Source organism: Sphingobacterium sp. (assembly GCF_032065005.1).
GTDB lineage: Bacteria > Bacteroidota > Bacteroidia > Sphingobacteriales > Sphingobacteriaceae > Sphingobacterium.
In genome coordinates this window covers 56805-69226 of record NZ_DAMBMM010000010.1, presented here as the reverse complement: position 1 = coordinate 69226, position 12422 = coordinate 56805, and the positions used below count along the sequence as shown (strand labels likewise).

Below are 12422 nucleotides of genomic sequence, written 5' to 3'. Positions count from 1 at the left end.
GTTATATTACGATGTTACTTTGCAAAAAAATGCCTAACAACATTCTTTTAAATCAATGTTCTGGGCAAAAAAGTCTTTGAATTCTTCGGAAAAATCCTTCCATACGGTATCGTTGATACAGTAACAAACAGATTTTCCTTCAATGGTGCCTTGAATGAGTCCGCTAGTTTTGAGTTCTTTTAAATGTTGAGAAATAGTAGCTTGTGCTAATCCTAACTCCTCAACTAAATCATTACAAATACACGCCTTTTGGTTTATGATATATTGTAAAATAGCTAATCTTGCCGGATGAGCTAGCACTTTAAACATAGTTGCTAGCGTATTCTTCTTGTCACTAAATAATTCTGATTTCGTGATACCCATTTATAAATCTTTAATTAAACTTAACATTGCAATATTACGATAATAGATTTAAACCAACAAGATTTATTTTATTTTATTTTTAAACAGGTCAGGAATTACGAATTAAAAGTTTGATAACCAATCAAATAAAGCGACGTTCTTTTGCTTCTTTTCTTTGGTCGCAGATATGGAAAGAAAAGAAGTCAATCCAAAATCAAATATTGGGATACCGAATATCCCACGAAAACAGCTCGCAACCTATTTGATAAAATGTAAGGGAGGGAATTGTGGAGCGGTACATTTTGGCAATGTGGTTGCTCCGAATTTAATGCAAAAATGCGTTTCCGACCGTAGCGAGGAATTGCATTTTTGCCGCCCGATTTTGGCTATCAGGCGACTTTGAGGGGTTGGGTTTGGAAGTTCTTCAGATTAAGAAAAAAACCTCTGTTTTCGGTCATTCCATTACGAAACAAGCTCCACAACACAGAACAACCCATTTGAGCCAATGTTGCATTGATGTATAAATCCTGTTTTTCCAATGCTTCGGCAAGTGAGCAACTTGGCGTATCGTCCGCTTGTTCGGACTGTTTCAATAGTTCGCCAAATTCATCGGTAACCATTGGCAGGCTTGCCACCGTTTGGTATTTTTCTGAATCAGGTTGTTTGATAGTTCCGATAGTAGATAGTATCACTTGCCCTGTATCTCTACTGTTTCCGAAGTCAATCCAATATTTGGATTGGTCCCGATGGTGTCTGCGGTTACTTAATTCTTTTAATATTTCTGCAACACCAAACCTCGCCTGTACATTATCTACACAAGTAATGTAAATCGTTGCTTTTGCATTTTCGGGAAATCTTCCTAAACCGTCTTTCTCGAATTTTTGAATTTCTGCTTTCCAATTTGTACCCATAAACCGATTGACACGGTTTATGAGGGCAACCGATTTGTACAAGCCTGTTTCGCTTGGTGCAAACCGCTGTCTGCCCAAATTAGCTTCTGTGATAATATCATCATCCCACAAACGGATTTGCAATCCTGCGTGTCCCAATGCTATTAAACTGTGGTTCATTTCCATTAAAGCGGTCAGAACCTTTGAACCTGTGCCACCAGCTCCGATGAGATTAATGGTAATTGGATTGGTGGGGCTTATTAAATAGCTGTCTGTAAAATGTACTTTTTGTTTTTCGATATTCATCATAATAGATTTTTAAGGGTTTTGTTGTTCGTTTTCAACACCTCTGTCGGAAAGGGTTTATCTGTATTGATAAGGCTTTCCCAAAGGTTTACAACGTTCTTTTTTGTCAAATTTGCACACAATGAATGGCTGAAATAACTGTTAAAAAAATAGTCTTCCCATGCTTTTATAAAATCCTCAACCGAAGCCGAATTTTTAATTTCAACATTTACCGTTCCCATACATACATTGCCTTTTTCATAGATATTAAAGAACGGTGCGTGATGCAAAGGCGTTTTTTCTGTGGGTCTTCTGTTGTTTGCCAAAGCAAATATGGTAAGACTGTTTTTATCGGCAAACCATAACATTGACGGTACGTGTGCTATACCGTTTGGAATTTGCAGACTATCCACGAAATATAGTTGCCTTTGTTGTGCTTTGGTGTACCAAAGTACAGTGCCTTTTTCGCTCGGATTGATATGCAGTATGTTGGTCGGCAAAATTCCTTTTGGTTTTAAAAAGGCTTGATTCTTTTCATCATCGGTCTTTAAGCACTTTGCCAATATGCTAGCTTCCTTTACGGTTAAAGGGTGCGCATTAATGGGATTTCCATTTTTATCCATATCAAAATGCTCCACATACACATCTGTGTTCGCTCCTTTGGTTTCATAGAACACCAAAGCGGATTTCGGGAGGTATAATGTTCCGAAACTTGCGGTTATGTCGTTCGTATTATTCATTTTCTTGTGGTTTCGTAGTTATACAATAAGTCACATATATCGTTCAAAAGGGCAAACAATCTGTTTTCAAAATCGAGGTTCGTTGTTATTATTTTGCTTCCGTCAAAGCGTTTGCAAATGGTCGGTTCTTGCATCGCTCCGTATTCGTTAAACTCGTTGTTGATACTGTCTGCAATGCTTTCATATAACCAACCTTTGGTATCAGCGATAAACGAAATGTACTTTTCCATACCAATGGTTTCGTTGTCGTCCTCCTCTTCGTGGTCTTCATTTATCGGTGCGTTTCGAAAAATACTTGCGTGTGGATATTCTGTATATAAAGCAAAAGCTTTACTAGCCAACTGCCAACAATCGTAATTAAACACATCACGGCTTTTAAAAGCATTTAAACGCTGTTCGAATACTTGTAAATTGATACGGTTGAATAGTCTTTGTTCTATGCTATCGCCAATCAATTCCGCTTTTACAAACTCCTGTTTATACACTTCGGTTTCTTCGGTTTCATCGTCCTGTTCCACCCAATCTTTGTGCATTTCGTACATCCAATACAAATAACTGTCTTCTTGTCTGAAGTAGGGAATATCCGCAATGTGGTACAGATAAGAGCAAACCGAAATGAGCAATTGTGCATTCATTTTCCGTTTGGGGTCGTATAACATTTGATAAAGCGGTTCAATCGGGATATAATACAGCGTTGTACCTGTGTTGTATTTTTCCTCGCTGATAAAGTAGGTTCTATTACTATCCTGTACCAAACGTATTTCTTCCCAATTTAAAACACGTTGTTTTAGTTTCTCTTCCATATCCCATAGAGCCAATGCCATATTGTAGGGATAGGGAAATTGGTTGGTCTGCATCGGTATAATACCATAATGCTCGGTAAGTTTGGAAAGGGACTGAAAAAAATCCCTTTCAGTTTTATCAGATTTCCTGCAAGCCTGTACGGTTTTCGTTTCTTTCAGTTTGGGTAGAAATGTACACTTTAGAAAACCATTGGCAACATTGTTGTCGGTACTGATTTGCGTTTGTCTTTCCGTACTTCGTTTGCATCCTTTGGTCTTTGTAACCAATTGGCGAACTCTCCCAACTGTCGGTGTAACTTCCTTTGCCGTTGCTGTTCGGGTATTGTGATAATTCCCGATATGATGTTGCGTTGCATAATTCATCGTTTTACATATTTTGTTTAACCTTTCGTTCCCATTACGCTTTCAAATCGGTACTCTACCGCATCATCTTTGATTTGCGGTGCAGATGCTTTTGCCGTTGTGAGTATGGGGTACATATTGGCATAAAAATTCATTACGGCTTCCACGCTCCAATCTGGTTCGGGGTCGGTCAGTCTGATGTCCAGTCCTTTATCTTTGAGTATAAACACTCGTTCTAATTGCGTTGCTAATAACATAATGTTCGTTTTTATTGTTAATACTCATTTTCTTCTTCGCCTGTTTCATCTATGGGATAATCGGCTGTAACTTCTTCCTCTTGGCTCGGTTCGGGTGTGCCTTCTTCCATTGCTCCGAAAAGGTTCGGTGTGGCGAACTTGTCGGATAATGATGTTTTGCGTTTGCGTATCTCGTCCGCTTTTTCGGGAAACTCGGTTATATCGGGTACTTTTATCCACGCATCACGGAATTTGCTCTCTTTTTCGAGTTCGTCTACCTTTGCCATGCCGTCCTTAAACTTCTTGTCTTTGGTTTCTTTCTCCTTTTTCTGCTTATCGGCTTTTTCTTTCTCCATTGCCGATTGCTTTTTGGCTTCTTCCAATTGCTTCATAAAGGTTTCCATATCCACCATTAACCCCGAAGCGGTTTGAATGGGTGCAGTTACCTGCTGAAAAAATCCCTCGTCCAATTCGTTCGCCGTTCCTCTCAGATTAAGTGGGGGTATGAGTTGCTTTGCCTTATCCCCGCATTGTTCGTTATTGAGCAGTATCGATACAATAAGGTTGTTTTCCGCTCCTTTGGCTATGGTAATTTGTAGATTACCTGTAAAATCAAATTGCGTTATTTGATTGAAAAAATTTGTGTTCATCGTTCTTAAATTTTAAGGGTTGTTTACTTGTTCTCTTTCTCGTATAAGTCCGACCAATAGACTTTTAGTCTTTTGTCGAACTCCGAAAAACTTTTGTCCTCGTGTTGGTATTCTGTACATTCTTCCGCTATGCGGATGGCTTCGTTAAGGTCTGGTATTTCTATACGGCAACCGTGTAAATCTGTTATTTTCATATCGATGCTATTTTCCGCTTCAATAGCGTTTCCAAGATCTCATAATTACTTTCGTGTTCTTCGTTCTCAAAATGATATGTATCAGTTTCTTCATCAAATTGATACCTGGCAAAATCCTCATCTTCCAAATAAATATCTGTGAGTAGCTTGTCATAAAATATTGCCTTACCATATATAAGGTTGCTCATTTCCTCATAGTCCTGTACGAAATTCACGTGGTAGTATTCTGCTATCGCTTGTACTACCTCAATATTGGACGACCATTTTGTTTCGTATTGAAACATTCCTATATCCCCCTCGTTCCAATAGGTGTTGAAGAAATACCCACCGTTTTCATCTGTGATAAAATCGGGTAATTGTCCTCTTTCTGTTTGTTCTTCCTTTTCCCTCATTGTTTGGAAAAGCTGTTGTATCTGTTTGATTGCTTCGGGATTCCCCTCGAAAACAATTGTGTTACTGCACCAATTTGCCATTATATTTTTTTTAGTAGGCTACCACCGATTAAGGGGTAGCCTGTGGTTATTTAATTAAGGTTTAGGATTTCTGCACCGTCCGTTGCAAAAGAGGTGCATAAGTCAAATGCTTTCTGTGATTTCAGTTGAGCCGTTCCACCTAGTACAATGCTTTGTAGTTTGGCTTCATCGTTTTTGTAATTGCGTACATTTTGGTAGTAACCTGTGACAGCGTTGTAGGCTCCGAACAAAGTACCTTTTGTGGTGTCCATTTGTTGCGTATCGCTTAGCATTGCATACGCAAAAGCATCTTCAACGGTATTTTTAAACACGGTGGAAACTTCATCTTCCGCACCTTTTTTGAGTAAATCCAACGTTTCTTTGTTCGGGCAAAGTGTCAATTGGATTAGCTTTTTAACCTCTTGGTCTGTTACTTTTACTTTCGTCCACTCGTTGAAAATATCCTCTAATTGGTTGCTCAATGTGTTCGCTAATCCCATAATTTTATGAGCATTTTCAATACGTTGTTTTGCTCCCGAAGTATGTTTAATGCGGACTACATTAGTCATACTGCGTAACGAAGCATTTAAGGTGTTTTGACAAACAATACGAATAGGTGTAAATGCCGCTGTGATACTCCCACTACCGTCGTGCGAAGTTGTGAGGAAGATATATTTTTCGGTGACGTCATCGCCATTGCCAACTCGGATATAATCGGGCAATTTGGCTGTGATAAATATGCGTTCACCGTTTCCTAACGCTCCTGCGGTTTCGTATAGAATCCCCTCGCCACCACCTACAATAGCATCAAAGAAATTAAAGGCTTCACGGTTTTGTACAATGTGGTAATCTTTACCGACTACGCCCAATACTGCATTGTTATCAGTGCGTATGTTGGCGAAATAGTTGGGTACTTCCAATTCATTACTGCCTATTTCGATACCCTGTCCGGTTTCGATAATACCCGAACCTTTGGTAAATAGTGGACTTTTTACGACTTCATAATCTAAACCTGCGTGCTTGATGGCTTCTGCGCTTGTTGGGTATTGCTCTACGATTTGCCCCAAACCGTGCCACGCTTTTTGTTGAACGCTAAAGAATGAATAACGTCATGTTCTCTCGTTGAAATTGATGTTGTGTGCCATAATGCTAAAAATTTTGATATTTGAAAATTGATTAAATACTCGTTCTTAAAATGGGAGGTCGTCTTCTGTTTCCAGTGCTGTAACCTTGTTACTTTTCGATTGTGTAGAAGCTTGTGTAGTTTCTGCTCTCCTGCTACCTCCGTGCAGTTTGATTTGCGAGGTATGGAAATTCAGTCCTGCTCTTAATTCTCCGTCATTACCTACCCACGCTCTTGTACTTACTCTGCCCGATAGTTCTACCAAAGTGCCTTTTGTGAGTAGCTTGGCTACGTTTGGGCTTATCCAATACGAGCAGTCGAAATAGGTTGTTTGCTCGATGCGTTCGCCCTGCTTGTTACGATAGTTGTCATTGGTTGCTACCGAAAAATTTACTACTTGTTTGTCCTGTGACGTTGTGCGTACTTCCGCATCCCTTGTCAGTCTTCCGATGATGTTCATGATTTCTACTTTTTTACGTTTTTGAATTTGTCCTGATTTGATTTTTTAAAATTTATTCGGAAATGAGAGGTGGTGCTGAAGTTTTGTTTCACTTTTTTACCATTTTCAATGTTTATTTTTCCCATTTCTGACATTTTTTTTATTCGTTTAAAGAGCCGGAGTATGCTTTGTTTCGTTTCACGAGCATAAAAGGTTCGTGTTTAGCAGCAACAAGGTTTTGGCAAAAAAATACGACCCGAATGGGTGGAGATTATTTTGCAAACCCGAAGGGCATGACCTTTTTGCTGTGTTAAGAACACGGAAATACCTTTGCTCTTGAAATGGGACAAAACAGCATACTGGCTCTTGAATAAAAAAATGAATTGGAAGTAATGAAAATGACGTTGTGCAAATGGTCTATGTGATTACAAAGTCAGCTCACTTGCTTGACCGTATTTTTTTCTTGTGTAAATAAGTGGCTTGGAAAGCCACAGAAAGGGTATTGAAGAAAATATTGAAATGGGTATTGGGAGGCATTTTCTCAATATCCTTGACCAAGCATCCGATCAAAGCTCTTTTATGTGCGGTGGGATTAGCAAAGGCAAGATAAATGTGCTTTGAGGATAAAAAATAAGGCATAAAAAAAGCAGGATCGCTAAATCCTGCTTAATTCATCTTTTCTTAATCGTTTAACTGCCATCAACTCCTTCCAGCAATTTCCGAATATCTTCGTAACGATAGTACATCAACCCACCAATTTTAGTGTAGGGTAATGTTCCATTTAGCCGAAGGTTTTGAAGTGTGCCAGCTGAGATTCCTAATAATTTGCGTACCTCATAGCTTTTTAACCATTCCTTTGGTTCCTGTCCCGATTTTCTCATATAAGGTGAATATCTTCTAATTTCTTCAAAAAGTTCTTTTTTAAAACTTTCAAGATCCTCTCGGGTAATAAGTTCTACTCTCATTTGCAATTCCTTTTAATATTAATAATTTCATGAGGGGCAGAACAGCCTTCTGTTATCAATTCTGCCACTATGAATACAAATGAACTGAAAGTAACCAGAGACTTAAACAAACTGGTATCCAATGGCACCATTTGGCTGCGAAAGGCATGTAATACCCTGCGTATCCTTAAAATATACACACCAATTGCATTAAGCTAACCTTTTAAAGCCATTCGCTTCCTAAGGTTCTGCATATCTTCGCTAAGTTTGTGTTCTACAACTTTCGCATAGATTTGTGTTGTGCGTATCGAAGTGTGTCCAAGCATCTTACTGACAGATTCGATCGGAACACCGTTACTCAAAGTTACAGTGGTAGCGAAAGTATGTCTCGCAAGGTGGAACGTGAAATTCTTATTAATTCCGCAGATTTCAGCAATTTCCTTTAAGTAACCGTTCATACGCTGATTGGAAATGACTGGAAAAAGCGTACCTTTTGCTAAAGCTACGGGATGATCTCTATATTTTTTGATCAATTGGACCGCCTCTGTCAAGAGGGGAACCCTAACCACGGTGCTTGTTTTCTGTCGGTTAGTCATTAGCCAGTCCCTTCCGTCGATTCCTTTAGCGATATTCTCTTGGGTTAGATTGAATATATCGATATAGGCAAGCCCCGTGTGACAACTGAAAAGGAACATATCAAGTACAGATTGCAATCGTTCAATTTTAAATTTTTTTTTGCTCAATACCTGTAATTCTTCCTTTGTAAGATGCCCTCGTTCTACTTTGTCGAAGTGGAGTTTATATTTGGAAAAAGGATCTTTTTCCAGCCAGTCCATCATCACAGCCATATTCACCATTTTCCGCAAACGCTCCATGTGCTTCATCACTCCATTATTATTAAGAGATTTATGATGATCAATCGACTCATAATTAATAAGAAAGTTTTCGAAATCCAGAATGAACTTATAATTGAGTTCATCCAGTGTTATATCACTTTTACGATATTGATGCTTTATAAACTTTTTGAGATAACTTTCTGTAGTGTAATAGTTTTTCATGGTGCCTGGAGCAAGTTTTGTAATAGCCACTTGCTTATGATATTCAATAACCTTTAGCAAGGTCATTGCTTCCTCTATATCTTCACCAAGGTATTTGGCTTTAACAGCATCGACAGAAACCACTTTGTTTTGCTGTATCAATTCCTGATAGCTATCAAAGATCAAAGAGCGCACCTGTTCCATGTGGCTGTTCAATTTTACGATTTCTTGCCGTTTCCCTTTTGCTCTTCCTTTTGCTTCGTCCCAATTATTGATCGATACTTTGCTTTTTAAGGAAATTTCAGTTCTGCGACCGTTTACTGTAATCCTTGCATAAACAGTGGCCGTCTCATCTTTCTTGTTCTTGGGCAACCGTAACACGAATTGAATCCCAAAGGTGTTTTTACTCTTCATATCCATTTATTTTATGTTCAACTCATACTCTTTGGTGCTGTTCTCTCATTCCAACCGTTGGAAGGGATGCAGTAAAGAAGTCAAACAATCATAAATAACATCAAAATAAATGTTGTAAATGAATGATTTACAGTTATTTATAAGCTATTCGGTGAGTAAATATAAAACTTAAAAAGACTCACCGTTTAACTCACATTTAGATTGATATATATTGGGGTTTCTTGATATGAAATAAAACAAAAAACCCTCAAATTCATAGAATTTGAGGGTTTTAGACCTTACTTAGTGTAAGTGTGGTCGGGGTGGCAGGATTCGAACCTACGACCTCCACATCCCAAATGTGGCGCGATACCGGGCTACGCTACACCCCGAGAAGGTATCACCTTTTTTCTTGTGTGGCACAAATATACAATCTTTCCCCACAATCTTCCAAATGATAAAAGCAACAATAAATTAACCAATTGATTATTATGTCAATAAAATAAAAATTCCTCGACACATTATCCCCCTTTTGAACGTTTATACTTATAAATAGGATTTAAATACGATATTTGGGGTGGAATTCATCTTCCATCACACATAATTATCAAAAAAATTATGACAAAAATTTTTAGAAATTGCTTGATCTTCTCCATATTCCTGACGGCCTGTGTCTCCAATAATAAGGAACAACAAAACTCCGACAGTACCACAGTGGAGAATCCCGAAGAATACAACCTGACAAAAGCGGAGGCTTTGGAGGATTATATCTTGGCCCTCGACTCCACAGACATTGAAAGCGTGGGAAAAGCAACCTCTAAATTCAAGGAACTTTTTGAAAAGAAAGAAAGCCCTGAAAATGATAAAGGGGTAGCCCTGATCATGGACTATATCGACAAGGTATCCATGTATGCGCACCGCTCGGCTTTTGATGATGAAACAAACTACCGCCCATTGGTCAACATTGAATTCGATGGCGGCAAAGCAGCCGTTCCAAGTGATCTGGAACAAGCGTACGACAAGATCAACCGCAACGGATTCCGTGTCCGCGAAACGGAGGGCATGTTCGACCTAGAAGCTAACCCGATCTATTTCCAGGAAAACTTCTACCCTTATATCACTTCTGACCTAGAAATCTTATTGCAACAGATCGGCCGAGATAATATGGAAGGCTATGCGGACGATGCAGCCATCGCGATCCCTTTCCAATCATTGGTACAGCGAACTGTATGGTATGAGGATTTCGCCAATAAGACCAAAGGTACTATCGCCGGTGAAAAAGCACAGAAAGAATATGAGAAATACTTCACGACGCTAACCATCGGGATGGACAATACCCCAGCCATCGAAAGTCAGCAAATCTCACCTTACTTCCAGGAAGCATACAGCTACCTCAAGGACTTTTCACCCAACTCTGCCACCTACAAAAAACTGGAACCTTACATTGCTCTCCTTCAAGAACAAAAAATCGACGAAGCCAAAGCCATGTTACCAAGTTTAATCGGCAGATCCATCAATTAATCCTTAACTTTGACCCTTAAGAAATAAGTGATAAGAGATAAGTGATAAGTGATAGAGATGAGAAATAAGATAAGTATAAAAACGGTCAACCCTATTTAGGGATGGACAATGGACACATTTCTCAAATCTCATATCTCACATCTCATGTCTAAATACTAAATACTTAATACTAAATACTATTTAATTAATGTCCCTCCCCAAGCCACCCAAAACTGTCGACCTACATGCCGAAGCATTCTTGGCCGATTTGGACAGCTACGAACTAGATGAATTATTGGCAGAAACGATAGATTACCTTAGGGAACAGCTGGACGCTGCGATTTATTGGGGATATCCGGAAATCAAGTTTATCCATGGAAAAGGCAAAGGAGCCCTTAAAAATGCGGTCTACGAGGAATTAAAGATCTATAAGCAATCCAATGCCATCAGTCATTTCCATCCCTCCTATGCCAATGAAGATATTGTAGTGGTGGTAATCGGGCTATAAGACCTTGACCCGATAGACCTCATAAGGATATTGTACCAAATCCTTCCCTCCATTCCATTGCGGCAGCAACTGCATTTGAGCACATGAGAAATACAGATAACCATCTGACCCTACCCCTAATGAATCTGGCCAAAGCAGGCGCGGATCCTGAACCACAATTTCCAATTTACCTTCTGGAGTCAACCGACGAATCGAATAATCAAGGGAAGTCGTCAGATAGATATTTCCTTCCTGATCAGCGACAAGGCCATGCGTAATCCCGACTTCACCCATGTCTTCCACCTTGGATTTTAGGGCTTCATCAGTCAGATTTGCATCCGCTAGGTATTTGGTTTCAATCCTATACAGGTTCATCGCATTGATCGGTTTAAAATAAAACCACTTATTGTCCTTAGTCAGTGCAATACCATTGACATTTGATCTGAATGGATTAGCATCCTTATCCCGCATCTCCTTTCCATGATAAGCTAGAACCACATCTGCATTTGCCAAGGTAAAGCTACTATTGCTCAAAAGCTTTCTACTTTTCCCGGTCTGGAGATCTAGAACGATTACAGATGCCTGACCAGGGTCGGATAGGTAAGCCAATTTCTTCTCAGTATCAACACGAACATCATTTAAGCCTGATTTGCTCTTGTCCAAATCTTCAAACGTAAATACTTGCTTGACCTGATTGCTCTTTAAATCTATCTGGACCAGCTTAAACTGTCCTTCCTTCTTATCGCTTCCTCCTTCTTTTCCAAAGATGGAACCTGATGGAGCCAGTTTGGAATCCAATACCCACAATTGATCATCGGTATCTACATAGATATCCTGCACATTAACAAAATGTTCCTTATAGTCTCCTTCCACGGCATTCCAGGCTTCATTTGGAAAGGCTTTGCGCTCGCCATTGACGATCTCGCTCAGACCAAAAAGATAGGGATCCTTATGCGGGAAGGATACAAACACTCGATTATCAGAAGATACGGAAACACCGATGGGCTGGGACTTCCCGAAGGAAGCGACAACCTGCAGATTAGGATCTTGGTTTTGGGCCATAGCATTAAATATTGAGGTAACAGCTATTATGATATATAAAGGTATAGTTTTCATCATTTTTCGAATTTAAGGCAAGCATGTGCAATGCCTATATTAACAACAAAAGATACAAAATACTGTTTGAGCAATTCGCTTTTGAACGTAATAATTCTATCCAACACAACCCAATTTTTCCAAGCATTTTAATGGACTTCATTCGAGGCATATTCGAGGATGGTTCGAGGAATATTCGAATATGACCTGAATAAAATTTTAGCCAGTTCGAGTTTTTCTGAATATGCCTCAAATGAGTCTCGAATAAGACCCCATAAATAATCCCAAAATCTCCCCAAATTCAAAGATTGTTCAGCCAAAATTCTATCCAACGCCCAACAACCAAAAAAGGAGCCTGCTAATGCTAGCACGCTCCTTAATAAATATATTTTCAGACTATGTAACAGACCTAGGTCTAAATACCATTTTTCTTTAGCACTTAATAGAGACCCAACAAGTCTAAATACTAA

The 12422-nt window shown here is 39.2% G+C and carries 14 protein-coding genes, 1 tRNA gene and 1 pseudogene; 2 read left to right on the top strand and 14 right to left on the bottom strand.

Translation table 11 applies throughout. The features are described 5' to 3' along the window. Nucleotides 1–33: 33 nt before the first annotated feature. From RT138_RS15345 to RT138_RS15285, 13 genes and pseudogenes are all read right to left on the bottom strand, one after another. The gene (locus RT138_RS15345; RefSeq protein WP_045752270.1) at nt 34–363 is read right to left on the bottom strand and encodes an ArsR/SmtB family transcription factor; all 330 of its coding nucleotides are present in this window, start codon (nt 361–363) and stop codon (nt 34–36) included. Between the two features lie 368 nt (nt 364–731). Continuing rightward, entirely contained in the window at nt 732–1541 is an 810-nt protein-coding gene (locus tag RT138_RS15340) for a PRTRC system ThiF family protein (RefSeq protein WP_313191384.1), read from the bottom strand. Then, nucleotides 1538–2257: a PRTRC system protein B gene (locus RT138_RS15335; protein ID WP_313191383.1), complete on the bottom strand. Its 720-nt coding sequence runs from the start codon at nt 2255–2257 to the stop codon at nt 1538–1540. The genes RT138_RS15340 and RT138_RS15335 overlap by 4 nt, the downstream gene beginning before the upstream one ends. After that, a complete protein-coding gene (locus RT138_RS15330) occupies nt 2254–3423 on the bottom strand; it encodes a hypothetical protein (protein ID WP_313191382.1) in 1170 nt (389 codons plus the stop codon). Before RT138_RS15330 ends, RT138_RS15335 begins: the two co-directional genes overlap by 4 nt. Before the next feature lie 17 nt (nt 3424–3440). Continuing rightward, entirely contained in the window at nt 3441–3659 is a 219-nt protein-coding gene (locus tag RT138_RS15325) for a PRTRC system protein C (RefSeq protein ID WP_313191381.1), read from the bottom strand. 17 nt (nt 3660–3676) lie between these two features. Further along, a complete protein-coding gene (locus tag RT138_RS15320; RefSeq protein WP_313191380.1) occupies nt 3677–4288 on the bottom strand; it encodes a PRTRC system protein E in 612 nt (203 codons plus the stop codon). Nucleotides 4289–4311: 23 nt separating this feature from the next. Then, entirely contained in the window at nt 4312–4482 is a 171-nt protein-coding gene (locus tag RT138_RS15315; protein WP_313191379.1) for a hypothetical protein, read from the bottom strand. Continuing rightward, entirely contained in the window at nt 4479–4955 is a 477-nt protein-coding gene (locus RT138_RS15310) for a hypothetical protein (protein WP_313191378.1), read from the bottom strand. Before RT138_RS15310 ends, RT138_RS15315 begins: the two co-directional genes overlap by 4 nt. A gap of 50 nt (nt 4956–5005) precedes the next feature. Continuing rightward, nucleotides 5006–6079 (bottom strand): annotated as a pseudogene (locus tag RT138_RS15305) (DUF932 domain-containing protein). Between the two features lie 45 nt (nt 6080–6124). Beyond that, the gene (locus tag RT138_RS15300) at nt 6125–6517 is read right to left on the bottom strand and encodes a single-stranded DNA-binding protein (protein WP_313191377.1); all 393 of its coding nucleotides are present in this window, start codon (nt 6515–6517) and stop codon (nt 6125–6127) included. Between the two features lie 668 nt (nt 6518–7185). Then, nucleotides 7186–7461 (bottom strand): helix-turn-helix domain-containing protein, encoded by a 276-nt coding sequence (locus tag RT138_RS15295; protein WP_313191376.1) that lies wholly within the window; start codon nt 7459–7461, stop codon nt 7186–7188. A gap of 194 nt (nt 7462–7655) precedes the next feature. Further along, nucleotides 7656–8891, bottom strand: a complete 1236-nt coding sequence (locus RT138_RS15290) for a site-specific integrase (protein ID WP_313191375.1) — start codon at nt 8889–8891, stop codon at nt 7656–7658. A gap of 294 nt (nt 8892–9185) precedes the next feature. After that, a tRNA-Pro gene (locus tag RT138_RS15285) sits at nt 9186–9262 on the bottom strand. 226 nt (nt 9263–9488) lie between these two features. Here RT138_RS15285 and RT138_RS15280 point away from each other — a divergent pair. Together RT138_RS15280 and RT138_RS15275 are read left to right on the top strand one after the other, a co-directional pair. Next, nucleotides 9489–10391, top strand: a complete 903-nt coding sequence (locus RT138_RS15280) for a hypothetical protein (protein ID WP_313191374.1) — start codon at nt 9489–9491, stop codon at nt 10389–10391. 187 nt (nt 10392–10578) lie between these two features. Continuing rightward, the gene (locus RT138_RS15275) at nt 10579–10878 is read left to right on the top strand and encodes a Smr/MutS family protein (RefSeq protein WP_313191373.1); all 300 of its coding nucleotides are present in this window, start codon (nt 10579–10581) and stop codon (nt 10876–10878) included. On the opposite strand, the gene RT138_RS15270 is transcribed toward RT138_RS15275, so the two are convergent. Beyond that, entirely contained in the window at nt 10873–11919 is a 1047-nt protein-coding gene (locus tag RT138_RS15270) for an L-dopachrome tautomerase-related protein (RefSeq protein ID WP_313191372.1), read from the bottom strand. The genes RT138_RS15275 and RT138_RS15270 overlap by 6 nt on opposite strands. Between the last annotated feature and the right edge of the window lie 503 nt (nt 11920–12422).

What these genes read in the sequence shown, in the direction of transcription:
- RT138_RS15345 (WP_045752270.1), bottom strand. Translation starts at nt 363, where the DNA reads ATGGGTATCACGAAATCAGAATTATTTAGTGACAAGAAGAATACGCTA.
- RT138_RS15340 (WP_313191384.1), bottom strand. Translation starts at nt 1,541, where the DNA reads ATGATGAATATCGAAAAACAAAAAGTACATTTTACAGACAGCTATTTA.
- RT138_RS15335 (WP_313191383.1), bottom strand. Translation starts at nt 2,257, where the DNA reads ATGAATAATACGAACGACATAACCGCAAGTTTCGGAACATTATACCTC.
- RT138_RS15330 (WP_313191382.1), bottom strand. Translation starts at nt 3,423, where the DNA reads ATGAATTATGCAACGCAACATCATATCGGGAATTATCACAATACCCGA.
- RT138_RS15325 (WP_313191381.1), bottom strand. Translation starts at nt 3,659, where the DNA reads ATGTTATTAGCAACGCAATTAGAACGAGTGTTTATACTCAAAGATAAA.
- RT138_RS15320 (WP_313191380.1), bottom strand. Translation starts at nt 4,288, where the DNA reads ATGAACACAAATTTTTTCAATCAAATAACGCAATTTGATTTTACAGGT.
- RT138_RS15315 (WP_313191379.1), bottom strand. Translation starts at nt 4,482, where the DNA reads ATGAAAATAACAGATTTACACGGTTGCCGTATAGAAATACCAGACCTT.
- RT138_RS15310 (WP_313191378.1), bottom strand. Translation starts at nt 4,955, where the DNA reads ATGGCAAATTGGTGCAGTAACACAATTGTTTTCGAGGGGAATCCCGAA.
- RT138_RS15300 (WP_313191377.1), bottom strand. Translation starts at nt 6,517, where the DNA reads ATGAACATCATCGGAAGACTGACAAGGGATGCGGAAGTACGCACAACG.
- RT138_RS15295 (WP_313191376.1), bottom strand. Translation starts at nt 7,461, where the DNA reads ATGAGAGTAGAACTTATTACCCGAGAGGATCTTGAAAGTTTTAAAAAA.
- RT138_RS15290 (WP_313191375.1), bottom strand. Translation starts at nt 8,891, where the DNA reads ATGAAGAGTAAAAACACCTTTGGGATTCAATTCGTGTTACGGTTGCCC.
- RT138_RS15280 (WP_313191374.1), top strand. Translation starts at nt 9,489, where the DNA reads ATGACAAAAATTTTTAGAAATTGCTTGATCTTCTCCATATTCCTGACG.
- RT138_RS15275 (WP_313191373.1), top strand. Translation starts at nt 10,579, where the DNA reads ATGTCCCTCCCCAAGCCACCCAAAACTGTCGACCTACATGCCGAAGCA.
- RT138_RS15270 (WP_313191372.1), bottom strand. Translation starts at nt 11,919, where the DNA reads ATGGCCCAAAACCAAGATCCTAATCTGCAGGTTGTCGCTTCCTTCGGG.